The sequence below is a fragment of the Rahnella inusitata genome, assembly GCF_965118895.1.
GTDB classification, from domain to species: domain Bacteria; phylum Pseudomonadota; class Gammaproteobacteria; order Enterobacterales; family Enterobacteriaceae; genus Rahnella; species Rahnella inusitata_A.
The window spans coordinates 33,491-58,703 of sequence record NZ_CBCPJJ010000005.1 but is presented as its reverse complement, the minus strand read 5'-3'; the positions used below and the strand labels follow the sequence as shown (position 1 = coordinate 58,703).

The following is a 25,213-nucleotide window of genomic DNA, read 5'->3' as shown; positions in this document are numbered from 1 at the left end:
CAAATAACATTAGCCAAAAAACGCAACCTTTAATTAATCATAATGGTAACTGAAATGAAAAAAGCAATATCCTCCGTATTATTGTTCTGCGTTATTGCATCATGTTCAACATCTGTACTGGCTGCTGATGCCTGCGAGGTGGTGTTATGTATGTACGGTAAAGCAACCGGAAATGGCGGCGGCAGTGAATGTCATTCCGCTGAACGTGCATTCTTTAATATCGTGAAAAAGAATAAACACGGTTTTCTGCCTGACCATACAGCTGATGCCAGACAATCGTTTTTACTTGAATGTGATTCGGCAGACCCGGCGGCTATCAGTCAGATCATCAGTAAATATGGCCGCGTTCGTGGTTAATACTGGCGAGACGGGCACAGCGCATGACGGTTTTCAGGTTTTTACGGCTTCTGTTTTTCGCGGATTAAGGAGCGAAGAAACAGGGGCCGTAAAAATGAGGCAGCGGACAGAAATATTTTCGCGGGTTAAGGAGCGAAAATAATTCAGGCACCGCGCCTCACCTGCAAACAGCCGCGCCCACGCGGATTTTGCAGGCCGGGGGGAGCCGGATAAATTTCGCCGCCCCAGCGAGCGAAAAGCTGTCGCCCACGACAGCGGTTTACCCGGGGGGCACAGCCCCGCACACCGTCGCGGCTAAGTCTCCGGCCAAAAGCCGGTAGCGTGGCGCGACCACCCTCTTTAAAGGTCAGCTTCCCTTTTATTCCCGCTGCGAGGAACGAGCAAAGGGAAGAAAAAGGCGAAAGCGACCGTCTTAAAGGGGGTGGTCGCGCGTAGCGGGCGACGGTGTGCCGCCGTTGACTTTGGGGGTTTTGGCGCGGCGTCCAGCAACGTCATTACCCCCATGTGACAGGCAATAAGGGCGTCCAGCCCGCATGTACTGGCGCACGCTGTTTCTTACCGGGAAGCATGCTTTCCGACGCATGGCCGCACAGCGGCCACCTTCTTTACCCCATACGCTCGCCCCGCCTTTTCGCCCGACACCGTGGGGCGAATTGATGGGGCGATGTTATGGGGCGAATAGCTGACGAAGGAGGCATCATGATTTTAAATAAGCACGCCGTTTCACTGTCTCCGATAATGAATGGCGCTCTGCCCTTCATTGCTTTTATGCAACAGAATCAGCTTATGCTGGCGTTATTAGCGGGGCTGACGATGCCGTTTTTGGCCTTGATGAAAAGCGATGAACCGCAGAAAGCCCCGTTATGGAAAAGGTTGATTATCGCTTTTTCCCTGTTGTGTTTTCTCTCCGGCACACTGGCCCCGATAGTCATCGGATCCTTCCAGTGGCTGTTTAAGACCAGACTCACCAGTGATAATACAGTACTGGCCTGGTCAGCACGGATTACTTTCACTGTGACCGGGATTATTTTTCATATTATGCTTCGCCGGGTATTCACGCCTGAACTGGACAGAATAAAGAAACGCCTTGTTAAAAAAACCACCCTTGAACGGGAATTGCGCACCGATGTCCGCACCGTAAAATCCCTGCTGCCGGAAACACTGCATTATAACCCGCTGGATTATATCGACCTGAATAAAGGTATTTTTACTGGTATGGACAGCGAGAAGGAGCCGTTGTATCTCCCGTTAAAGGACTGGCAGAAACAACACGCGGATATTATCGGCACCACAGGAGCCGGTAAAGGGGTTGCTGCTGGTATATTGCTTTATCAAAGCATTCTGGCCGGTGAAGGTGTGTTTGTTATGGACCCCAAGGATGATGAATGGGCACCGCATCTTTACCGCAAAGCCTGCGAGGATGCAGGCAAACCCTTTGCCTTAATCGACCTGCGAAAAAAGCAATACCAGCTAAACCTGATTGAAGATATTACGCCCGAGGAACTGGAAGAATTGTTCGTTGCAGGTTTCAGTCTGGCAGAAAAAGGACAGGAAGCTGACTTTTATCGGATCGACGACCGGAAAGCCGCCCGAATAGCCGCACAATTTGTCATCCATAATACAGCCTCAACCATTCGAGAAGTTTATAACGGAGACTATGTTCAAAGTATTGCAGATAAGATAAAAGCCTTTTTCGGCAAGATTGAGGAACTGGCCTTGCTCAATGCCATCAATGCCCCTACCGGATTTTCGCTTAATAAGATATTTGATGAAGGCGGTTGCTGTTACGTCATCGGTTCAATGCGAAACAGCAAAATAATTACCGCACAGCGCATGCTGCTGGTTCGCCTGTACCAGTTAGCAGAAAGGCGCGACCGTGTAACAGACATACCCCGCCCCATTGCTATTTATCTTTCAGAACTGAAATACCATTTATCCAGGCCAGCACTGGAGGGATTAGGTGCGGCGCGGGATAAAGGTGTGCATATTATTATGGATCACCAGTCCATTGCCGATTTAAAAGACTGCCCGGCAGATTTGAAAGGTGACGCCGTTGTCGGTGCGGTCGTTGAGAACGCTAAATTCAAACTGGTTTACCGGGTTATGGACCCGGATACGGCGGAATGGGTTGCAAGAATGTCAGGCACTATTCTGGTGGATGATGAACTCCGTAAGGCTAAAACGGATAATATGCTGACGGAGACCATCGACAGTGAGCGTACCATTCGCCAGGCCGAACGTTTCTTTATTGACAGTAATATGATCCTGAACCTGCCCGATTTTGTCAGCTTTATCTTTACGACAAAAACGCTACCTTCTGCCTCACTGATTTCACCGATAAAGATCAGAAAGCGTCAGCTAAAAATCTTCTCGGTTTCCCCTGATATTACCGCATCGGCGGCACCGGTGAAAATCGCACTGGATTTTGACGAGGATGATAAACCATCCATACAGGATGTAATGACAACGCACCCGGGTCTTTTTTTCAACGAAAGCGAAGTCAAACCGGCAGAGCCCCAACCTCATGAGGGAGAACACCTGTCCCCGCTGGATTTTTAAGGAGCGGTTATGCTGATTTCGACATATCAAGAGCGCCAGACACGCAACAGAGAAAAAATAAAACAACTGCTGAACTTCCTGAAAGAAGAAACCTACAGCGATTTCAAAACGCTGATGCTGCTATTTGGTTTCCGGGATCATAAATCGCTTTATTCGCTGCTGGCAAAAACTGAGCAAATGGGGTTAATCCAGAAGCATGTGCTTGAATCACGAACAATGAAGATTTCATTATGGGGGATCACCAGCGACGGGCTGGCGGTGGTGTTAACCCCGAATGATAAAATCTTTCCTGCGCGGTTTGAACCATCAAAAATCACCGGCTGGACGCTGGAGCACCATCTTGATAATCAGGCCGCCAGACTTATTCTGGAGAAGAAAGGCGCTTCGGGATGGATTAACGGCGACCGGGCCACCTTTCTCAGCCAGTATCAGGTAAAACATCGCCCGGACGGATTACTGACGCTGCCCGACGGTAACGTTATTGCCATTGAAACCGAGCGCCGCCTGAAAACCCGAGCCCGGTATCAGTCGATCATGGCAAGCCACCTGCTGGCCCGTACCCGCAAGCAGTGGATTTACGTTTTTTATGTTGTACCCGATCCACAGAAGAAGCGTGCACTTGAACTGCTGTTTGACAGCATCAGGCATGTCATCATCAACCATCAGCACGTCCCGCTGGAAGAACGCCACCGCCGGGTGTTTCGCATTTATACCCTTGATGAACTGAAACGCCTGTCATTAGACAGCTATACGTAAGCTTTTACACAGGCCATCATGGTGGCCTCACCGGCCTGGCGGCGATACCGCCAGGCCAGAAATTATTTATTCCACTGCGAGGCGCAGACTGTTCGGTACTCGCTGTGCTGCGTTCCGCCTCAGTCTGCGCCTTGCAGCGTTGCCGGTTAAAAACCATGTAACCGCATTCCCTTGCGGTTGTCCGGCTCCGGCCTCAGAGTTTATCCATCAGATAACGATGTGCTTTAGAGGCTGCGCTGGTCGCTTTGAAAATATAACGCTTGTCGTTTTTCAGCGCTTTCAGCCAGGAAGCAATATAGCTTTCATGTTGTACCTCTCCCTCAATCCCCAGATCCGCCATCAGAAAGGCACTTCCCAGCTCCGCCACCAGTTCTTCTTCTGCATAATCAGCACTGCCAAACTTCCCTTTCATTTCACGGCCCAGACGTTTTTTGCCACCACTCCAGTGAACCAGCTCATGCAGGCCGGTAGCGTAGAAATTCGCCGCATCAGAAAACAGATGGCGCTCCGGTAGCCAGACTTCATCTGTTGATGGGCTGAAAAAAGCATTTTGTCCTTTCTCGATGATGTTTGCGCCGCTCTTCCTTAACAAATTTTCAGCCTGCGGTAACGGGTCAAATGTCGCTTCCGGGCTGACCGTTTCCGTTGTCAGGGGCAAACCGTCGATTTGCTGAACGTTAAATACGGTGAAGGTTTTCAGCATCGGGATTTGGTCGATTTCTCCGGCGTCGTTTTCCTTCTCAAGTGTGGTGTAGAAAATAGCTGTTGTGCCATGCTCACCCTTGCGAACCTGTCCACCAGTTGCCTGTGCCTGTTTGTAAGTCACCCAGCGGGAATCGCTGAAACCTTGTTTAGATGCGCTGCACCATAACAGCATGATATTAATACCGCTATAGACTGTTCCGGTTGTGTAATTGGATGGCAGACCAGACATGCCGGATACACGCTGCCAAGGGCAGGACCAGGGTTTAACACCGGCTTCCAGTGCTGCAATGATGTTGTCGGTAACGGTCTGATAAATATCCTTTCTGGTTTTAGAAAATTTCGTTTTTGAGGAGCCTGACGGGTCCAGCGGGGATACGCTGGTCGCCGCTGCGGTGTTAGGGGCGCTTGTCCGGGGGTTAAGCAGGGAAATTGTCATGGTTTTTTCTCCGTCAGTGTGTGATTTTCGTCTTCGTATCGCCTGACGGTTCGCTTTCCCGGCATCGTTCTGTGCTGCAAGGGCGCAGCATGCGTGCCATTTACCCTTGCGGGACGGGTTGTGTTGGGAAACGATTAACAGGAAGCCGATACAGGAACGAAAAGCGCACAGGAGAAAAAACTTGCCCCTGCATATCCGGGCGTAGCGCCCTTGCTCCGCAGAAGTGAAATGGTTTTATTTTTTTTGAGGGTATAGCGGTTTATTGAATTTAGGCATAAGGTAATTTTGTCGGGGCCACCCAAAACTGATCTTTGCTTCAAGATTTACCAGAAATTTTTTGTTGCATCCGGTTTAATTACAATCGCTGAAATTTCCTATGAGTGTAAGGCCACCTAGACTCCCTAGGCTCGCTAATGACTATACCCTTTAACAACTCTCTTTAAGGGCTGTATGGGATTAATGGCAGAATGGCTACCGTATTATTAACAACAAGTGGGTTCGCTTATCAATTCAATGGATAACTTGTACTGAGGGAAGAAGTAGAATGAAGCTTGAAGCAATTCGGTTATCTGGTTTCCAGTCTTTTGGCAAAGAACCAACTGAACTAAGCTTGGAAGATGTGACCTATCTCATTGGTCCTAATGGATCAGGTAAAACAGCAGCACTTCAGGCTTTATGCCGACTTTTTGCGTTTGATCCAACATTGCGTCGTGTCCAGCGAACAGATTTCCATGTCCCTTTTGATGAGGATGAATTTCCTCCTGAGAGACAGTTGTGGATTGAAGCTGACTTTCTGTTTCACGAACTTGCGGAGGACGAGGATAACAGTACTGTGGCTCCTTATTTTGGTCACATGCGACTTGATGAGCCAGAAGGTATTCCACGTGTGCGTTTTCGCCTCACTGCTACTATGGGAACAGATGGGGATATAGAAGAAAACTTAGTATATGTTTTGGATGTCAGTCCTGATAGCTCACCTCAAACCACAGCTCAAGTAACCAGGGCAGAGCGTAATAATATTCAAGTTCACTACTTACCAGCCAGACGGGACCCTGCAGACCATATTGCTTACGGTGCTAACGCTTTACTCGGACGTTTACTCCGTGCTGTTCGTTGGGATGATGAACGTAATACGATTAGAGGATTAACCAACCAGATAAGCGACAGCCTAGCAGCTAATCCCTCCATCAATGCTTTCAGTGAAAGTTTGAAATTAACTTGGGCAACCCTACACAAAGGTAAATTTTTCTCAGATCCTAAAATTACATTTGTGGCTTCGGAGATTGAAGCATTGCTACGCCATTTATCGGTTTCATTTACTCCCGGCCATGATGGCTCGCTTGTCGATTTTTCTCGGTTGAGCGATGGTCAAAAATCGATGCTTTACCTTTCTCTTGTTCTATCATCTCAAGCGATCGGTAGAGCTGTTCTCGCAGAGGAAGATGTTACATTTGATCCCGACAAGTTGCGCCCTCCGATTTTTACGCTGGTCGCAGTGGAAGAACCAGAGAATAGCCTTTCTCCCCATTACCTGGGACGTATCGTCAGTGCCTTGAATACCATGGCAAAAAATATTGATGCTCAAGCCTTAATTGCTACTCATGCACCATCAATGTTACGAAGAGTTGATCCTAAATTTATACGTTATCTACGACTTACTGAGGAAAGAAAAACACGAATTACGTGTATCAAATTGCCCCCTAAAACAGATGAAGCACATAAATTTGTGAGAGAGGCTGTACAAGCATTCCCTGAGATCTATTTCTCACGCTTGGTTGTGCTTGGTGAAGGAGATAGTGAAGGAATCGTACTGCCTCGTTTGCTCCAAGTTAAAGGCACTCCTGTGGATGAATCAGCTATTACGGTAGCACCGTTAGGTGGCAGGCATGTAAATCATTTCTGGCGGTTGCTTTCAGCACTGCAGATTCCCTATCTGACTTTGCTTGATCTGGATGTAGCTCGGTATGGCGCTGGATGGGGGCGAATTAAATACGTTAACGATCAGCTTGCAGCATTTGAGCCGGAGAAAGTACTTCCTACAGAATGGAAAATTACAAAATGGAATGATGAAACTACGCCAATAAGAACTCACCATTTTTTTAATAAAGGCACTCAAGACATTTTCAAAGAACTTGAAAACCGATCTGTGTTTTTTTCCTTTCCTATGGATTTGGACTTTTCCATGTTGCTAGCTTATCCCGAAGCTTATGGAGTTGAAAAAGAGGAGCCGGATGAGTCAACAATAAAAGCAGTGCTTGGCAAAAGCTATGACAATATTTCTCAATATAGCGTAGATGAACAGAGTTTTTTCGCTACATATCATCTACGTTTTAAATTAGGTAGTAAGCCCGCCGCACACATTGATGCTCTAGCGAAACTAAGCGACAAAAAATTAATTGCGAATATGCCAGAGTCGCTTAATAGACTAGTTGATGCCGTTATTGCCAAACTTGGAGAATTACCTGAATGATTCCTATTGAAGCATGGCAACCCGCAGATGGATTAACGCTGGAACCAAATGCAAAACGAGCAGCAAAAGCCCGCAAACGTTGCTTAGCTCTTACCGCTGGACCGGGCGCAGGTAAAACTGAAATGCTTGCGCAGCGGGCAGATTTCCTGTTACGGACAGGGACATGTCGGTATCCGAAGCGGATTCTCGCTATCTCCTTCAAGGTTGATGCTAGTAGAAATCTAAAAGAGCGCGTCGAACGGCGCTGTGGTGCAGACCTTGCCTCCCGTTTCGATAGTTATACTTTCCATGCATTTGCCAAGCGAATAATTGATCGCTTTAGACCAGTACTGAAAGGAAGAGAGGCATTAGATTCAGACTATACGATCGTTGATAAGAAAATCAGTATTTCTCGTTCCCAAATCGAATTTAGTGATCTTGTTCCGTTGGCTATTAAAATATTGCAAAACTCAAAAATTGCTCGTAATTCTATTCGTCAGACTTACAGCGATATTTTCCTTGATGAATTTCAGGATTGTACAAATTTGCAATATGAATTGGTTAAACTTGCTTTTCTAGGGACTAAAATCCGGCTTACTGCAGTAGGTGATACCAAGCAAAAAATCATGGGTTGGGCGGGAGCGATGGATGGTATATTCCAAACATTTACTGATGATTTCAATGCAGTTCCACTTAACATGTACCGAAATTTCCGGTCAAAGCCACAATTGCTGCGAGTACAAAACGAAATAATTCGTCGGCTTGATCTTGCATCTGTCATGCCAGATGAACAATTGAATGGTGACGAAGGTGAGATTCATGTCGAGAGTTTCAGAAACAGTCAAGAAGAAGCCATTTATTTGGCAAATATTATTAATGACTGGATTAATAAAGAAGGATTGGCACCAACAGAAATTGCCGTCTTAGTTTCTAAGCAGTTAGATCTCTATGCTGACCACCTAATGATGGAGCTGGAATTACGAGGAATTCCATATCGAAACGAGCAGCAAATGCAGGATATTACTGTTGAGCCAGTTGCACGTTTAATCGTAGATTATCTTTCATGCCTCTATGGAAAGCGTGAACCCAAGGCTTGGATCCGTCTGATGAATCAGCTGATTCCTTTTGCTGATGAAGAAGTACAGTCCTGTGCGCGAAAGGACCTTGATCGTTTGTTAAAAAAACAGCGCAAAGAAGCAACTAGTGCTGAACAGCTTGATTCACCTTTTTCTTGTTGGTGGAAGTTTGTAAAGGAGTTTTTAAAACATATTGGCACTGATACAATCGTAGCCCTATCACCTGATTACGAATCACACAAGCGTCTACAGGAAGTTTTTCGTGATACCAAAGCAAGGATTGAAGAGTTGCTTGAAATTGAATCAGATTTGCCACAAGCTCTTGGACGGTTTACGGATGACCAAGCAGTCAGAATTTTAACCATTCACAAAAGCAAAGGGCTTGAGTTCGATTCTGTAATTATAATGGCGGTGGAAAACGAGATTTTCTTTGGTAACCAAGATGAGAATCGATGTGCATTCTTCGTTGGTGTTTCACGGACGAAGAGACGATTATTTTTAACTCATGCTGCACAGCGTGAACGGCCTGCTAATGCCAAACGTTGGGAAGTCCATCGAACTGTTCAATCCGAATATATTGGTTATGTTACACCATTTATTAAACGGTAATAATTAGCAGCGTTCAACTATTTGTTAAACGCCGTAGTAATTTTGAAAAGACCACTCTCCGCCTCACAGAAAGGTCATGAATAATTACTTAGCTCTACTATATAAAATTAGATCAGCGCTAAGTAAGATTCATATAGTATATAGCAATATACTCGCTACTATGCATAAAGTTACAAATAATATTTATTGTTTAATCATCATCCCTCGTTTCTCTTACAGCCAATTGAATGTTTTTATACTCAGATCTTAGAGAGTCATATTGGGAAGAATCCAATAACTTTCCAGAATTTAATGTAATAACATTGGCATCATTTTTAAATTCATTTAATGCATTATTCTCCATTGCACACAGTATTATCTGATAGTCCTCTGGGATACTGCGCATTAGTTCTTTGATGACGGTTTCATAACGATGCCCCGCCTGTTCTTGCTGGTTGGGTGTATCAATGACGAAAGGAGGCACTATGCAAGTTTTAGCACTATGTATTTGTTGCAGTACGGAGAGTTGATAAGCAAGCAATCCCCTGGCAGCCTCAGCAGCACCGCCACCAAGTAACTGTTTATAATCAGTAGGTGATTTCACTTTGCTAAGATTTACTCCTGTTGATCCTAGTGCTTCAATATTTCCCAATAGCTTTGACATAAAAGAAGAATTCAGTTCTTCCTTATCCTTGTTTGAAAGAAGTTTTCTCTGATCTTTTTTCAATTCGGCGACAGAGTTATTGGCTTTGCTGATTTTAAGATCTTCATTATCAATTTTAACTTGAATACTTCTTGAGACCTTTTCTTTCGAAATAGCATCAATTACTTGTGTAATGAGTGTTTTTTCGCCCGCATTGTCATCGGTGAGATACTTCTTATTAATTCTTTCAATTTCATTAGTAGCAAATTGAGCTACCTCATTTAACTCAAATAATGAGGATCTAAGCGCCTCTATTTCTGATGCTATTGAGTTTGCCTCGTCAAGTAGCGAATCCTTCTCTGAAAGAAGCAATGCTCTGTTAGTCAGTGAGTTATCGTGAAGAGTACCACACAATGGGCACTCTAAATGATCTGTCGGTATAGATTCGACCGCAAACTTATAATCTTCTTCGAGTTCGTTTGCAGAACTGGTGGCTAATTCATACTGTTTTTCGAGATCATATATATTTGAGGTAATCGTAGCCTGAGCATCATAAAGCCTCCTTTGGTAATCGATAAACTCTTGAAGCTCAGTATTTATCTCTTTCTGAATTTCGCTAAATTTCTCATTATCTAATGCTATGGTGATATCAGCAGAATTATCAACTATGACGTCAACTGCGCTTTGAAATTTTTCTATTTTTGCTGTTGATTCTTTTTTTACCTCACTATATTCATAAATTTCTTCTTCTAATTCAAAATGTTCTGGTTTCAGATAGCCAGTAAAATACTTTATTAACGATTTTTTCCAGTTGGCATACTGACCTAAGTTTTCAAATGAATCCCAAGGTGAACTCCAGCTTTTTATCTGATCAATATAGAATGGTAAAAAATAATATGCTGGCGGAGGAGTCTCTAATTTCCCATCAGTCCGATTAGGAAGCTTCATTTTAAAGTTAACAAGATCTGATAGGTCTTGTGAAAAATCACCAGTTATATGTGTGTATCTTTTCGCTTCACCATCGATAGCGCCCAAAATTATTGAGTGGCTTCCACGGCAAGAAAAATATTCTTTATTATTTATAGTGAAATATAATATCGATTTAATGTCATTTGATTTCCATTCTTCGTCGATAACTGGATCGCATCCTAGCGACCATAGTAAACTCTTGGCTAGAGTGGACTTGCCGATACTGTTATCTTCTCCTGTAATTAGATTCAATCTCTTCGGGAACGTGAACTGATTCGCAAGTCTTTTCGAATCTGATATCAGAACCAATCGTTGAAATTGCAAGCTTCTCATTTTTCTTGTTCCTTAAATTTCTAATTAATAATTTATAATGTTCTTTTGTTATTTTTATATTATTCATGCATCACCTTCAAAAAACAGTAAATTATCTCGCAAAGTATATCATCATCTTCTGGGATTTGGCTTTCAATATTCAGCTGTTTAGCTTTCATAACAACTGCCTTAATGTAATCGCTTGTTTCAGTATAGTCTTCTTCCGGAACATTACTGAGCGCCTGTTGAGCTATTCTCATTATATTCATATCAAAAGCTGAAGCATACCCGACTCTACGTAAGTAAATTTGTTTTATTTTTTTTACCATCTTTCGATATGTTAAGGTATTCCATTTCATATCGCTTTTAGCTAAATACTCAAAGTCTTTCTCAAAGTCTTCAAATTTTGGACTCGTTGTATTTACAGCTATGACATCTTTTACCGTATGAGATGTGAGAGACTTATCCTCTACCATTTTCTCCCACATAGTAAAGTCGTAAGTATTCTGTCCTTTGCGATGAATCTCGTCGATAATTGCCCTATAAATATTGACAGCATTACAATGACTATTTGGAAATATTTCATTTACTAATTCAGCAAATCTGGCAATAACGAATTCTTCTTGATTTTCTAACTTTATTTTTGGAATGATGAACTTTAGATTTTCTGGAAAAATATCTATCCCAAGCTCGGACTTTAATTTCCCAGTTAAGCCCGATAGACAATCCACGCTAAGATCACCCGAAGTTATAATATCTAACTTTAACTTATTATCTTTCTGATCAAATGAGAAGCCACTAGCGGATACAAGACCTATTTCCGTAATACGTGTTTCATACTCAGTGCCTATACATGAGCTTAATAGTTTTCCTAGAATGGAGTTCTTAAGTCCCTCTGCACCTTTTACTCGTTTAGTTAAAGAGTCAACAGTGAAGGAATTCCCAGTATTTTTCACTTGAAAAAATTCAAATTTCGCCGAACTGCCAAACAATGAGTCTGCGATAACGACATCCTCATGATATTCAATTAATAATGCATAGTCTGCATTGGATTTATGTTTTTCAATTATTCTGCATAAAGCCCAATGATATTGGAAATTATATTTTCCAAATGTAGTTGCTCCTGAAGTTTCTCTCTGAGCATGACCTAAAATATTACTTTCCATTGATAAGTCCATCCTTCTAGTGGAGATGACTCGGCTCACCATTAATATTTCTTATCAATTTAATTTATGAAGGACACAAAGTCTATCAGATCATGCTTTTTAGCCCCTTCCACAGTAGATCCATCACATGGATAGAGTGCAGCCCATCAGATGCAACCTTGGGTGTTTCAATTTTCTTCCCTTGCGACCCTTTGAGTTACTAGGTTTTTATACAGTACTTTAAACAGAACGAGGGTATCAAATAGTATGGTATGAATCAGCTAACCTCAACAAATACACAGAGTAATGTGCGCTTGTCGCCACTGCTGTGTTAAGGACGCTAATCTGGGTATGCAGGGAAATTGTCATGATGTTTTCTCCGTTATGTAGTGTGATTTTGTCTTCGTATTGCCTGATAGTTCACCTTCCTGACATTGTTCTGTCGTACAAGTGCACATAACGCCTGTCATTAATCCTAGCGGGACGGGTTGTGTTAGGAAACGATCAGCCGTAAGCCTATAATTGAACGAAAAGATCACAGGAGACCCCAATGCAACATTGTTTGTATGGGCGCCTCTTGCGCGTCTAAAACAACAGGTTTTTTGACAGTGTTTCTTTTCATCAGTTTTAGGTGATCTGATGGTCTTTACCTGTGAATATGTTTGATAAGTATCACTCTTATTGAAAAAATTTTTTCAACCGTACGAAGCTCGCTGACAAAAACTAGGCTGTAAGGTATGCTGAATCTTAAAGCAGCTAGTGCCTTAATTTTTCTAACTGAATGGGGGAGTTCATGAAAAACTACTATACCATTGTTAAATCTGGCGCTGATTGGCGAATATTGTCGGCCAAAAATGAAAAGATAGCTACCAGTCAAAATTACAGGACACAAAAAGATGCTATAGAGGCAGCAAGAAATTTAATTAAGAATGGAGGGATTGTGTCCATTCATTCTGCAGATGGAAAAATACGTGATGTCATTAGCCAGAACAGCGAAAATTGGAACATTAAAAGGGCAAATACTAGCAACAGAATAGCTAAGAAAGAGATATTTAAAATCCTTGCTGACAACTTAGAAAAAAACAAGGCGTAAGTATGAGCTATGAGACTAATGTTTTTATAAATTGCCCATTTGACGATGCTTACACTGATTTTATTGATGCAGCATTGTTTGCAGTTTACCGTTGTAATTTTAAACCTCGATGCGCATTGGAAATAAATGACGCTGGTGATCAACGGCTCGATAAAATAAATCGCATAATCAAGGATTGTAAAATTGGAATCCATGACATATCTAGAACTGAATTAGATCACGTCAATAATTTGCCTAGATTTAATATGCCATTGGAACTAGGGTTATTTCTTGGTGCTAAAAAATTTGGCTCGAGTAAAAATCAAAAAAGCAAACTAGCAATTATTGTCGACAATGAAAAATACCGATATCAAAAATATATTTCAGATATTTCAGGACAAGACATTATGTCACATGACAATAGCCCTGAAAAATTCATAAAAATCATAAGGGACTGTTTATCCTCATACAGAATCGTTCAGAGAATCCCATCTGCAGCAATAATTATTGAAGACTACCGTAGATTCTTAGGAATTAAGCCAGCGCTGTGTGCTCAACTACAACTAGTTGAGCATGAGCTTACTTTTAATGATAAAACCAGCATTATTGAATGTTACATAGAGTTTTATGCAGCAGCAGCATAACTCTAAACAGGGGCAATCAATCCATATGCCCCTTAATGAAACATGAATAACAGCATTGCCTCCGAGACAAATGAAGATAGCCGGTTGTACTAATGGATTAAAATATCAGACTGTATATTCCTCTAATAAGGCCATTCGATATATTGTAATAACGCCAATAATAAATTCTTCGTTTTAGCGTTTACTTACCCTCCCACCGCCACGATTCGACATCCACTACCCGGTCGAAGAAAGATCGCGAAGACGTCAATATCATGAGCCGCTCGATTGCCTTTGCCTCTATAGTCAATCAGAGCATTACATCCAAGACGTCTAAATACCTCTACAATGGCCTCCTGATAAACTCGCCAGTCCGTATAGCTCATGCAACTCTCCTATGGGGAGGCTATTTTTTTGTGTGTGCCATCCAGCTTGCGATGAATAAGCGAAACCAACGTAAGGATGTCCAGCGCATCCAGTTCAGACATGGGCCAATTCTTCTTAGGCGCATGGGCTAGTGGATTGCGCACAGCGCCGAATAGACCAATCAGTAGATTCGCAAAACCTTTCTGTTCGCTCTTTTCTGAGTCGGTGGTAAGCGATCCCAAAGTCAGAACAGGTTGTTGTCCGGTAAATGCCTTGTTCACCAAGTCAGCACCATCACCGCTCAACCCGGACAACTGACGAATACGTTCCGCAACCCCCTTCGTCGCCTCGAAGACGGCATGAAAATAGTTTTCGTCAAGAAGTTCGGCACGGCAATAGTTCAAAACTTCCGCATGCACAGCACGGCTTTCGAGTGCAGCCTTAAGTCGCCCAGCGCGGGCTCGAGCAGAATCCAGAGTCGTTACTTTAGCGGCGCTCGCGACCTTACCATCCTCACGGATATAAAAACCGGAAAAAGCCAGGACAACATTGAGTTCATCACGTCGCCAGGCAAACACCGATGGATCACGGGCGTAATTAACCGGGTTCATCGCACGGTTAATGAACATAATAAGATGGTTGCCGACCTGATACTGGTTCTGCGCACCTGCGAGCGCATTAAACAGACGTTTCCACTTTGTCATTCCTGGCGATGTGTCCGCAACTTTAATTTCTTGTAGCAGTCGCTCGATCTGCGACCCACTCAAGCCACGTTCGGTATCAGCAAGGACGCGACAGGCGGCCTCAAGGTGCTGAGAGTTGAATGATGGAATACGTATCATGAATTATCTTTCTATCACCTCTCAGGCCCACTCGAGCGCCGTGATGATCGATTGCCCTTCGGTGCCGACCTCCACAAACAGAGCGTGCTCGTAACCAAGCTGCTGCTTATAACCTCGAAGTTTTAGTAGATCGATCTCTCTATCTACGCGACTCGTTGATTTTTTGAACTCCAAGACCAAATGATTCTGTCGTGTACCTCGCCGATGCACGATCACATCAGGAAATACTGTCTTTGCCTCAACGTCTTCGCTGTCTGGATAAAGTTCCAAATGTCTGAGCCGTTTAGGGTCAATGCTGTCCCGGTTGTATTCGCAATCTACAGTCCAACCGGGGAAACATTGTTGGAGGTACATCGCAAAGCGAAAGGTAATCGACCGTTCGTTAGCATCGATACCGAGAAGATCATGATCAATGAATAGTAGCTCGGATAATGCATGTGACACAGCTTCGCCTGGTGCATATTGGTTGAGGTAGTGAATTTGTTCCGGGGTCAGTGCCATCATCACATTCGCATACTTAAGAAATTATATTGGGCTTTCAAGAAGAATGAGTACGCTGTAGGTTCCATTTTTCATTGCCTAACTAAGGCTCACACTGAAGGAAGTATACACTGATTGAAACGTCGTGAAGATTCTCTGTCTCGCGTCGTCTAGCTCGTCAGCCACGCGTTGCGTGAGCGTAAACGTGGGGCAATCGGGCTGACCACATCCACAAGGTCTGATTTCCCCTTCCTTAAGCCGAGTTACGAAGATGCGCCGCAGTTGGTCGACCTGACGAACCACTTTTCCCATCACTGTCTGGATGCGTTGATTTTTGAGATGGTGGATCGAAGGAATGCGCCTGATCTCGACGCCCTCACGCGTTCTCCACAAACCTGTATTTAGTGCGCCAATGGTATCTTCGATTGCCTTCTGAAAAGCAGGGAGAGAACTTTCTTGTTGAAACGGTGTGCGAAATGCTGGCCGGTCAAATACGGCAGCCATCAGTTGCAGAACATCGGCGTCGGAAAGGTCGGGAAAATCATCCGTGAATTTTTGAATATCAGCTTCAACATCAGGAAACTCGACGCCCTGGACAAAACGGTGCAGCAGATATTCAGCACGAAGACGCAAGTTTTCTTCGAACTCTACGCCCGACCATATCGTTACATGCCTGACGCCCAAGGAAGCTGCTGCTTGCTCGATGCGCGTTCTGCCAGCATCCGAGACCGCACCACGAGAGACGAACTTAAAGACGTCTGGGACACTGCCAGTTGCTTTAATCGACTTACTCATGTCGCTCTTAGCTTTTGCCAGTGTCAATGTGTCTCGGTTCGCGCATTGGATGATGGTCTTACGTGCTGGCTGGTCATCAAATGGTTCAATACCCGAGATATCTCGCCCTTGATCACCTCCTGATTGACCGTGCCAAATCAGATCATGCCAACCCGCGCGCAGGTGGTATGCAAAAACTAGGCGCTCGAACTGGATACCACTGTAGTCCTCAAAATGAACCGGAGAAACCGTTATCGTCGCCATACTCGCTCCTTTTCTGCTGCTATTAGTCTTCGGTAAACCTTACTACGTCCCTGTGAATTTCCGCCGTTACCCAATGAAAAGCACCAAATATTGGTGGCAAACCTTGCTTCGCCAAATGCCCACGGAGTTTGAAATGCAGAATAACTTATTAGTAAACTGGACGCGACAGCAGCACTGTAGCTCGCGCACAAAACAAATCTCCGGATCGAGTGTCCTTAACGACCTGTCTCAATTAATCAAAAACGGCGTTCTGCTATTTCTTAACACAATCCGTCGCCAAGAGCTGAGGCAGATTGAGATTGGCCTTGTAGCCAAAACGACTATCTACGAGATGGGTGCGGAAGTGAATTTCCGCCTCGCTTTGATCTGACGCTACGATGCGTTGTGCGGGATCTGGCCGAGATGGAAGAATGACTCAAAGTGCTCAAGTAAGCCCCTCGTGTCAACATCTGAAAGCCAAAAGTCCGTCTAAAAATATGTAGATGATGCTACCCACTGATTGACTGTGTTTACCAAACAAATTTAGGGAAGAGACAAAGTCTATTAATTAGTTTGACTGCTCCGCGTTGAGTGACACATTACGCCGTTAGCAACGCCTACTGCTGGCACAAAGCGGCCAGTCCTGTTGGCTGTCAGATCCGCTATGAGCAAAAAGTGGAAGCTCATAATTGTTCTCACCTCCGATGGTGCAATACGTAACTTACAGCGCGATAATCTGCAACGAGCCGATCGCTTGGTTCTGCCCTTGGATTAATTTATAATGATTGATATTCACTTTGAATTTTGAAGACATTATACCGCTTGTAATTTCATAGCATAGTTGATGACAGATGATATTCCTGATGGTTTAATTAAGTGATTGCCAACAGTTTAAAAGAGGAATTATGGGCACGGAAATTTCACTTAAGGTTTCAGGTGCAACGCTAGATTGGAGTAAAAATAGCTTAGGTGTTGATCATGGTGCATTGTTCCAGTCAACCGACCACATAATGATACCTCAGCACGAACGCTATGATCTGGAAGAAACCGATGAAATTGATGAAGAAAGACGCCTTCAGTGGACCGTACTCAGGAAGCCTCTTGCAGCAGTAGCTGAACGGGTTGAGTTACTTGGTTTTTCTCTTACTGCTATTCGTGCGGAATATGAAAATCTTGTAAAGCATGAGGTTTATCAAAGAAACGAAATGATTGAAGCCTATCCCGATAATTGGGAACCTTTAGAAAATCTTTTTAGTTTTGATGAGTTTCTGGGCTTACTTAAGAGCTATGATCTGGGGGAGTTAAACGATAAAGATATCGACTTTGATAATTCAAAAAAAACAGAGAATGATAATTTCATTTTGAAGTTATTCCCTAACGACATTTTAAAAAGAATTCCTCTCTATGATCCTTATAACAACTTTTACTGGTCAGAAAAAACAGCGTTTTTCAGTGTCATAAACATACTTCATCCATACTCTATGATCAAACTTTTAAGTGAAAACAAACATAATCTTAGTGAGTATGTCGAGTGGGACTATGGGGAAATAGTCGCTAACGGATGGGTTCACATTAACCAAATAAAAACTGAAATTAACCGTGAAAATTCTTTTCTCATAGCAACTGAAGGTTCCTCGGACTCACATATATTACAAAAGGCATTTAAGCTAATTAAGCCTAGCGTTTGTGAATTTTTTCGTTTCATCGATGTAACATCTGGCCATCCATTCCCCGGCACTGGGGGATTATCAAAGTTTGCTGAGGGATTAGTAAAAATTGATGTACAGAACCAAATCATTTTTGTACTCGACAATGATAGTGAAGGGGTTGAAGCTTTCAAGAAAATCATAAAGATGAAGCTTCCTCATAATATGAGTTGCATATGTCTTCCGAATCTTAAGGAGTTTGAAAGTTTCCCTACTTGTGGCCCAGACGGCCTAACCTTATCCAATATTAATGGAACTGCTGCCGCTATAGAGTGTTACTTGGATTTAACATATAGTGAATATGACTCATACACTGTTAGATGGACTAACTATAAAAAAGAGACCGGGATGTATCAAGGCGCACTTGAATTTAAAGAGTATTACGCAAAAAGATATCTTGATACATCAGAAGCTAAGCTTATCGAAAGTAAATATGACACCTCCAAACTTGAGGCTTTGCTTAATGCGATCATTGATGCTTGTTCCAAATTATCTGGATCAATACGTATTGAAAAAATAAAGAGTCACTATCCAAATATATGGACTGAAGAAAAAGTTTAACTCCATTGAATTATTTTTAACAACCTGAAAATAATATTGTGTATCACGTCATTCAAATATTACAATACGGCATATTGGGTGTCCGTTTCTGGCACAGAACAGACAGCCCTTATAGATGTGACAATAGTAGCGATCACCAAATGCACGAGACCGCTCTAATCAGTTTTATTTAATCAGTTTTGATTGGTGGTCATTCTGGTGGTCTTGACAGGGAGAGTTTTCAGGTTTAGCTTATTTATTAGCCAGCTACTGGCAAAGGCGATCCCAGTCAGAGGAGCCAAATTAGAAAAGCCCGCTTAGGAAACTAAGCGGGCTTTTTGCTTTTGTAATTTTATGGAAGACAGTTTAGGGCGTGATTCGTCAGCCGCCGTAAAATTCGTTATCATCCGCCCCCCACTTTCCTTCCGGCCAGTCTGATGTCAGCCATTATCGATACTTTTATTGCCCCGCCGTGCCATGACCAGATAGATATCCTCTATCAGGACGATCATCTGGTGCTGATCAATAAACCTTCCGGGCTGCTCAGCCTTTCAGGAAAGAATCCGCAAAACCTCGATTCAGTGCATCACCGGCTGGTAAAGCTGTTCCCCGGCTGCACGCTGGTCCACCGTCTTGATTTCGGGACGTCCGGGCTGATGGTGGTTGCCCGCAATAAGGCAATAAACGCCGCACTCTGCCAGCAGTTCAGCAACCGTACGGTGACCAAAGTGTACAGCGCCCTGCTGTGCGGACATCTGGATGAAGACGAAGGGATAATAGACGCGGCGATTGCCAAAGATCCGGCGCTGTTTCCGCTGATGTCGATTTGCGCAATGACGGGTAAACCCGCCCGCTCCCGATATCGGGTCGCTGAGCGGATTTATCACGAGCGGGAAGATGGAAAGTTACTGCCATTGACGCGGGTAGATCTCATCCCGGAAACCGGTCGTACGCACCAGCTGCGCATCCATTGCCAGCAGCTCGGCCACCCTATTTTAGGCTGTGACCTGTACGGTGGCCTTCTGCTGCCAGGCACTGAACGGACACCGCGGCTGATGCTGCACGCCAGTGAGCTGCATTTTGTGCATCCGGTCAGCGAAGAGCCGGTCGCTGCCCGTAATGACAGCCCGTTCTGAAAACGTCGATTACCACATCAAATCATCGGGCACTTTAAAGTCAGCATACGGATCTTCTTCATCCTGCTCTTCCTGACTCAGCGCACTGTTTAGTACGATGCTGCTGGCGTCGCGCTGGGCAATTTTATCGGCGACGCTGGCGGGAATAATCGCATACTGGCTTTCGCCGCTGCTCTCGACCAGCAGACGGGCGATAGCGAGACGGCCGCTGATCAGCTGAGCCTGAGTGGTCTTATCCACAAAGATTTTTTTGATCAAATTATTGTCTGTGAAGTTAAAGCCGATATCGCCTTTTGAATCGATTTTGTTCATTTCAATCAGCTGCTTTACCTGAGCTTTATGTTCTTTCGACAAGGCCGCTTGCTTTTGTTGCTCGCTCAGTTGTTTATCACGCTCAATCTGCGCCTTTTTATTCTCTTCCACTGCTTCTCTGGCCTCACGGGCCTGAACGCGTGATTTTTTCGCCGTTCTCTGGACTTTGTCCATTTTTTTGCTGGACACTAATCCCGCTTTTAGCAGCTGCTCTTGTAAGGTAAGTTTTGTCATGTTCGTTTCTAAATCCGTTGAATAATGTGCGGGATTATACCTGTAATTTTTGATGCTATGCCAGATTGCAGGGGCTGAACACTGTACCGCGTGATTTTTACTCCTCCCGTACCAATAAAACATTGGCGTCACCGGCCAGACCCGCCATATTTAGAGTGACCTGATGATGAACGAAGAAAAAAGGAAAAGCGTATGGATAACAAGTCACTTACCGCTGTAGAGGCGATTGATAAACTCGAAGAGATGTACAATAACTCGGTCGCGGCACTGCGGGATGCGATTAAAGATTTCATCGTTCAGGGCACGCTGCCGGACGTGGCGGCGCGCGCAGCGGGATTATTCGTTTACCCGGAACTACGGGTGAGTTGGGACGGCGTAACGCCCGCTAAAAATCCTACCCGCGCCTATGGCCGCTTTTCTCACCCCGGACGTTATGCCACCACCGTCACCCACCCGGAACTGTTCCACCGTTATCTGATCGAGCAGCTGTCACTGCTTGAGGAAGAATATAATGCGGTGATTGAGGTTGTACCCTCGCAGCAGGAGATCCCCTATTCCTACGTCATCGACGGTTCTGATTTAATGCTCGACCGCTCAATGAGCGCCGGGCTGGCGAAACATTTTCCGACCACAGAGCTTTCGCAAATTGGCGATGAAACCGCAGACGGTCTGTATTATCCCGGCGATACCTTCCCGCTTTCGCATTTTAACGCGCTGCGCGCTGATTTCTCCCTCGCGCGTTTGCGCCATTACACTGGCACGCTTATTGAGCATTTCCAGCCGTACGTGCTGTTCACCAACTACACCCGTTACGTCGATGAATTTGTCAGCTGGGCATGCGCGCAGATTGCCGATCCGGACAGTCCGTACGAAGCGCTGGCCTGTGCGGGCAGCGTGTTTATTACCGCCGATACGCTCTATCCGGAACAGGCCGTTTCGGATCTGGCGTGGAAAAAGCATCAGATGCCCGCCTACCATCTGATTGCCCGCGACGGTGCGGGTATAACGCTGGTGAACATCGGCGTCGGCCCGGCGAATGCCAAAACCATTTGCGATCATCTGGCTGTATTACGCCCGCACGTCTGGCTGATGATTGGTCACTGCGGCGGATTACGCGAAACACAGTCGATCGGCGATTACGTTTTGGCGCATGCTTATCTGCGTGATGATCATGTTCTTGATGCCGTCCTGCCACCGGATATCCCGATCCCGAGCATTGCCGAAGTGCAGCGCGCACTGTACGACGCCACGAAAAAGATGAGCGGCATGCCGGGTGAGGAAGTGAAACAACGCCTGCGCACAGGAACGGTGGTGACGACCGATGACCGCAACTGGGAGCTGCGCTACGCCGCCTCGGCGCTGCGTTTTAATCTCAGCCGCGCGGTGGCTGTGGATATGGAAAGTGCGACGATTGCCGCGCAGGGTTACCGCTTCCGCGTGCCTTATGGCACCCTGCTTTGCGTGTCTGATAAACCGTTGCACGGCGAAATCAAACTGCCGGGTCAGGCCAACAAATTCTATGAAGGGGCGATCTCAGAACATCTGCAAATCGGTATCTGCGCCATCGATCTGCTGCGCGCCGAGGGCGATCATCTGCATTCACGCAAATTACGTACCTTTAACGAACCACCTTTCCGATAATTGTTTTTTAACACTTTAATTACCCCGCTTCTTAAAAAAGACTTTGCATAATGCAGAGTCTTTTACCATCATAAATTAAAACGCTGTTCTACTTTCTGGCATCTGGAATTCTCTTGCAAAACGTCATCGTCTCTTTGCGCAAAGCCATCGAGCGCACGCCCTGGTATCTGAAACGGCGTTCCTACCGCACCCTGTTCTGGCGTGAAATCACGCCCCTCGCCGTGCCTATTTTCTTCGAAAATGCCTGTGTTCTGCTGATGGGTGTCCTGAGTACGTTTCTGGTCAGCTGGCTGGGCAAAGAAGCGATGGCGGGCGTCGGGCTGGCAGACAGTTTCAACATGGTGATCATTTCGTTCTTCGCCGCCGTCGATCTCGGGACGACGGTGGTGGTCGCCTTCAGCCTCGGCAAACTTGATCACGAACGCGCCCGCGCGGCGGCGCGTCAGTCGCTGGCGATCATGACCGTCTTTGCAGTGCTGCTGGCGGTGGCGCTACAGTTTTCTGGCCATGTGATCATCGACATGATCGCCGGTCAGGCAGAACCGCAAGTGAAAGAGATGGCGCTGTCCTACCTGCAAATCAGCAGCTGGAGTTATCCGGCAGCGGCGATTGCGCTGATCGGCTCCGGTGCACTGCGCGGCGCGGGCAATACCAAAATTCCGATGCTGCTGAACGGCGGCATGAACATCCTCAATCTGGTGATCAGCAGCGTGCTGATTTACGGCTGTTTCGGCTGGAACGGACTGGGCTTTATCGGGGCGGGCCTCGGGCTGACCATTGCGCGCTATATCGGCGCGATTGCAGTGATTTATGTGCTGATGGTGGGTTTTAATCCGGCACTGAAAATCTCGCTGAAAAGTTACTTCCAGCGGCTCAATACCAATATCCTGCGCGAAGTGCTGGGGATCGGCATTCCCGCCAGTATCGAATCCGTATTGTTTAACGGCGGGAAATTACTGACGCAGGTTTTCGTCGCCGGGATGGGCACTAACGTGATTGCCGGTAACTTTATTGCTTTCTCGATTGCCGCGCTGATAAACCTGCCGGGGAACGCGCTGGGCTCGGCGTCGACCATTATCGTCGGTACGCGGCTGGGCAAGGGGCAAATCGCCCAGTCCGAGCGCCAGCTGCGTCACATCTTCTGGCTTTCCACCTTCGGGCTATGCGTACTGGCGTTCCTGTCTGTGCCCTTCGCGGGCCTGCTGGCGCGCTTTTACACCAACGAAGAAGACGTGATTGATGTAGTCAAAATCCTGATCTGGCTGAATGCCGCGTTTATGCCGTTCTGGGCCGCCTCCTGGGTGCTGCCCGCCGGTCTGAAAGGCGCGCGTGACGCCCGCTTCACCATGTACGTATCGATGGTGGGCATGTGGGGCTGTCGCATTGTGGTCGGCTATTTCCTCGGCATCGTGCTCGGTTTTGGCGTCGTGGGCATCTGGCTGGGCATGTTCCTCGACTGGATCGTGCGCGGAGTCTTCTTCTACTGGCGCATGGCCAGCGGCCGCTGGCTGTGGAAGTATCCTAAATCGAAGAGAACGCAATAGCCTCTGCGCCCCCCGCCGGTATCGTTGGTGGGGGGCACTTTTTTCGTTTAACCACAGTGGCTAAATCAGCAATCACCTGATAATAAAAAAATATTTCCCCTCCCCACTTCAGCCACCCTACATCCACAAATAATAAAGATCCTAGATCAATAAAATATCAAAAAAAACACAAACCATTGAAATCAAATACTTTTAAATTACTTAATTATTAATTAAGTTAATAGGGGTTTGCTTTACATATACTCATCATTATAGTTTTCGCCATATCATGAATGTTAATTACCCATAGTTAACTCAATCTAATTTAATAATTAATTAAGGTGCACATGAGAAATGAAACCAGAAATCTTCTTATCCTGCTCGGAGGAAGACATAACGATTTCCAGCAGGGTCAGTTTATAACTAAAAATCAGTGGGATAGTATTAATCCGCTAACAAGAAAAGGAGCCTGGACGTATAATAATTATGATGAAAAAGGAGAAGTAACGTCTTATGGCCTGGAAGGTGGCGTTTGCGCGGGATTAGCATCTTGTTACCTTATCGCCGGAAGCCAATGGACTTCATTTACTCACTATATCGCAAGTGAAGCCGGTAAAAGTGTGATTCGTGGAAATCATAATTTTCAAGAACAACTAATATCTAACTGTAAAAATGGATGGTATCACGGGGGCATAATAATACTGGATATTCATAAAATAATACTTAAAAATAACGACGTTACTCATATTAAAAGCGGGAAGGTTCCTTTAAATAATTGCTATAACTCTTTACGTAGGGATGTAGTGTCCAATCTAAATACCAAGATTGGATATTTATTCATCATTAATTCCCCTACGGGAGGGCATGTTTTAGGGTTGAGAGTTGGTCAGGGTACCATTCACTTTTTCGATCCAAATCTGGGTGAATTTATATTACCCTATCGCAAAGCCAATGGCGCTGCTATGGCCCGATTTATCGAATCATTTATTCGTAATGAATATCCATCATACAATGAACTTTATGTCCATTGCTTTAATGTTCGTTAATTAATGTAATTTATTGCAATTATAATAAGGGACGATATTCCCACGTCGATTATCATTGAAATATCAGGGAAAATAATTCAGCTAACGGCGTTTGCGATGTCCGCGTCATAAGGGCTAGCCCCATACCTGACCACAAACGCCTGTTAACTTTTTAGTCAGCAATAACCTGCTTTTGCAAATCCACCGACGTTTTAGATTTCTGGCAGCAAAGGTAAATAATCCCCAGCAGCGGGATCCAGCCAAGCAGAATGCCAAGCACTACGTTCATCACGGCGTAAGTTTCCTGCGCAGCATATTGTAGCAGGATGATATTAAGTAACCGCGATATAACACCCGCCAGATAGACGCCGCCAAACCACCAACCGGAGCGGCCAATATCGTGCATACGGCGGATACCGACGGCGAGAAGAGGCAGCGCCAGTACCAGGGCGAAAAGACTGTACGCCATGCCGGCATAGAGCACGCCGATGTAAGGATCCCCCGCCATGGAGAAGAACGAAATGGTGCCCATCACCAGCAAAATCATTAACAAGATATTACCCAGCGTGAAGACCCAAAATTCCTTTCTGGGCGCCCTGCCCGCAAATTTCACATAGCCTTTCCAGCCTTGTAAATAACACTGCCATAAGGTCATTCCTTCATTTCCTTTTGTCTTTTTAAAAGTCTGAGGGATTTAAACC

Annotated in this window: 20 protein-coding genes and 1 pseudogene; 12 read left to right on the top strand and 9 right to left on the bottom strand. The window is 45.1% G+C overall.

The window, feature by feature from the left end:
* Positions 1-54 precede the first annotated feature (54 nt).
* The 3 genes from ACMHLI_RS05015 to mobC all read left to right on the top strand — a co-directional run bounded on the left by ACMHLI_RS05015 (position 55) and on the right by mobC (position 3,672).
* Entirely contained in the window at positions 55-357 is a 303-nt protein-coding gene (locus ACMHLI_RS05015) for a TrbM/KikA/MpfK family conjugal transfer protein (RefSeq protein WP_050310693.1), read from the top strand.
* A 699-nt stretch (positions 358-1,056) separates the two neighbouring features.
* Entirely contained in the window at positions 1,057-2,916 is a 1,860-nt protein-coding gene (locus tag ACMHLI_RS05010; RefSeq protein WP_050310691.1) for a type IV secretory system conjugative DNA transfer family protein, read from the top strand.
* A 9-nt stretch (positions 2,917-2,925) separates the two neighbouring features.
* Positions 2,926-3,672 carry a MobC family replication-relaxation protein gene (gene mobC, locus ACMHLI_RS05005; RefSeq protein WP_050310690.1) on the top strand — a complete coding sequence of 249 codons (747 nt, stop codon included), beginning with the start codon at positions 2,926-2,928 and terminating at the stop codon, positions 3,670-3,672.
* A 193-nt stretch (positions 3,673-3,865) separates the two neighbouring features.
* Here mobC and ACMHLI_RS05000 read toward each other — a convergent pair whose 3' ends face one another.
* Complete coding sequence (locus ACMHLI_RS05000; protein ID WP_050310688.1) at positions 3,866-4,813, bottom strand: ArdC family protein; 948 nt, start codon at positions 4,811-4,813, stop codon at positions 3,866-3,868.
* A 544-nt stretch (positions 4,814-5,357) separates the two neighbouring features.
* Here ACMHLI_RS05000 and ACMHLI_RS04995 point away from each other — a divergent pair.
* Both ACMHLI_RS04995 and ACMHLI_RS04990 read left to right on the top strand, forming a co-directional pair.
* Positions 5,358-7,283: an ATP-dependent nuclease gene (locus tag ACMHLI_RS04995; RefSeq protein ID WP_050310687.1), complete on the top strand. Its 1,926-nt coding sequence runs from the start codon at positions 5,358-5,360 to the stop codon at positions 7,281-7,283.
* Positions 7,280-8,947, top strand: a complete 1,668-nt coding sequence (locus ACMHLI_RS04990) for a UvrD-helicase domain-containing protein (RefSeq protein ID WP_050310685.1) — start codon at positions 7,280-7,282, stop codon at positions 8,945-8,947. Before ACMHLI_RS04995 ends, ACMHLI_RS04990 begins: the two co-directional genes overlap by 4 nt.
* Positions 8,948-9,137: 190 nt before the next feature.
* On the opposite strand, the gene ACMHLI_RS04985 is transcribed toward ACMHLI_RS04990, so the two are convergent.
* On the bottom strand, positions 9,138-10,871 hold the full coding sequence (locus ACMHLI_RS04985; RefSeq protein ID WP_050310684.1) for a hypothetical protein: 1,734 nt from the start codon (positions 10,869-10,871) through the stop codon (positions 9,138-9,140).
* Positions 10,872-10,930: 59 nt separating this feature from the next.
* Positions 10,931-12,016 carry a DUF4297 domain-containing protein gene (locus tag ACMHLI_RS04980; protein ID WP_050310682.1) on the bottom strand — a complete coding sequence of 362 codons (1,086 nt, stop codon included), beginning with the start codon at positions 12,014-12,016 and terminating at the stop codon, positions 10,931-10,933.
* Positions 12,017-12,788: 772 nt separating this feature from the next.
* Between ACMHLI_RS04980 and ACMHLI_RS04975 the strand changes: the two genes are divergently transcribed.
* On the top strand, positions 12,789-13,088 hold the full coding sequence (locus ACMHLI_RS04975; RefSeq protein WP_050310681.1) for a DUF2188 domain-containing protein: 300 nt from the start codon (positions 12,789-12,791) through the stop codon (positions 13,086-13,088).
* 2 nt (positions 13,089-13,090) lie between these two features.
* On the top strand, positions 13,091-13,711 hold the full coding sequence (locus tag ACMHLI_RS04970; RefSeq protein ID WP_044784805.1) for a hypothetical protein: 621 nt from the start codon (positions 13,091-13,093) through the stop codon (positions 13,709-13,711).
* A gap of 209 nt (positions 13,712-13,920) precedes the next feature.
* On the opposite strand, the pseudogene ACMHLI_RS04965 reads toward ACMHLI_RS04970, so the two are convergent.
* The 4 genes and pseudogenes from ACMHLI_RS04965 to ACMHLI_RS04950 all read right to left on the bottom strand — a co-directional run.
* Positions 13,921-14,076, bottom strand: a pseudogene (locus ACMHLI_RS04965) (restriction endonuclease); the annotation flags it as partial.
* A gap of 9 nt (positions 14,077-14,085) precedes the next feature.
* The gene (locus tag ACMHLI_RS04960; RefSeq protein ID WP_047063039.1) at positions 14,086-14,898 is read right to left on the bottom strand and encodes a TIGR02391 family protein; all 813 of its coding nucleotides are present in this window, start codon (positions 14,896-14,898) and stop codon (positions 14,086-14,088) included.
* 21 nt (positions 14,899-14,919) lie between these two features.
* Positions 14,920-15,399, bottom strand: coding sequence for a hypothetical protein (locus ACMHLI_RS04955; protein WP_050310730.1), 480 nt, complete (start codon positions 15,397-15,399; stop codon positions 14,920-14,922).
* 78 nt (positions 15,400-15,477) lie between these two features.
* Positions 15,478-16,416 (bottom strand): hypothetical protein, encoded by a 939-nt coding sequence (locus tag ACMHLI_RS04950; RefSeq protein WP_050310679.1) that lies wholly within the window; start codon positions 16,414-16,416, stop codon positions 15,478-15,480.
* Positions 16,417-17,300: 884 nt separating this feature from the next.
* On the opposite strand from ACMHLI_RS04950, the gene ACMHLI_RS04945 reads away from it, so the two are divergent.
* The gene (locus ACMHLI_RS04945) at positions 17,301-18,662 is read left to right on the top strand and encodes a HEPN/Toprim-associated domain-containing protein (protein ID WP_050310678.1); all 1,362 of its coding nucleotides are present in this window, start codon (positions 17,301-17,303) and stop codon (positions 18,660-18,662) included.
* 416 nt (positions 18,663-19,078) lie between these two features.
* Positions 19,079-19,777 carry an RluA family pseudouridine synthase gene (locus ACMHLI_RS04940; protein ID WP_413528510.1) on the top strand — a complete coding sequence of 233 codons (699 nt, stop codon included), beginning with the start codon at positions 19,079-19,081 and terminating at the stop codon, positions 19,775-19,777.
* Between the two features lie 9 nt (positions 19,778-19,786).
* On the opposite strand, the gene ACMHLI_RS04935 is transcribed toward ACMHLI_RS04940, so the two are convergent.
* On the bottom strand, positions 19,787-20,323 hold the full coding sequence (locus ACMHLI_RS04935; RefSeq protein WP_413528509.1) for a DUF2058 domain-containing protein: 537 nt from the start codon (positions 20,321-20,323) through the stop codon (positions 19,787-19,789).
* Positions 20,324-20,515: 192 nt separating this feature from the next.
* Between ACMHLI_RS04935 and ACMHLI_RS04930 the strand changes: the two genes are divergently transcribed.
* The 3 genes from ACMHLI_RS04930 (at position 20,516) to ACMHLI_RS04920 (ending at position 24,533) form a co-directional block, all read left to right on the top strand.
* A complete protein-coding gene (locus ACMHLI_RS04930; RefSeq protein WP_413528508.1) occupies positions 20,516-21,964 on the top strand; it encodes an AMP nucleosidase in 1,449 nt (482 codons plus the stop codon).
* 113 nt (positions 21,965-22,077) lie between these two features.
* Positions 22,078-23,508 (top strand): EmmdR/YeeO family multidrug/toxin efflux MATE transporter, encoded by a 1,431-nt coding sequence (locus ACMHLI_RS04925; RefSeq protein ID WP_413528507.1) that lies wholly within the window; start codon positions 22,078-22,080, stop codon positions 23,506-23,508.
* 326 nt (positions 23,509-23,834) lie between these two features.
* Positions 23,835-24,533, top strand: coding sequence for a YopT-type cysteine protease domain-containing protein (locus ACMHLI_RS04920; RefSeq protein WP_413528506.1), 699 nt, complete (start codon positions 23,835-23,837; stop codon positions 24,531-24,533).
* A gap of 151 nt (positions 24,534-24,684) precedes the next feature.
* Here the strand turns inward: ACMHLI_RS04920 and ACMHLI_RS04915 are convergent, their stop codons facing one another.
* Entirely contained in the window at positions 24,685-25,167 is a 483-nt protein-coding gene (locus ACMHLI_RS04915) for a DUF805 domain-containing protein (RefSeq protein ID WP_413528505.1), read from the bottom strand.
* Positions 25,168-25,213: the final 46 nt, after the last annotated feature.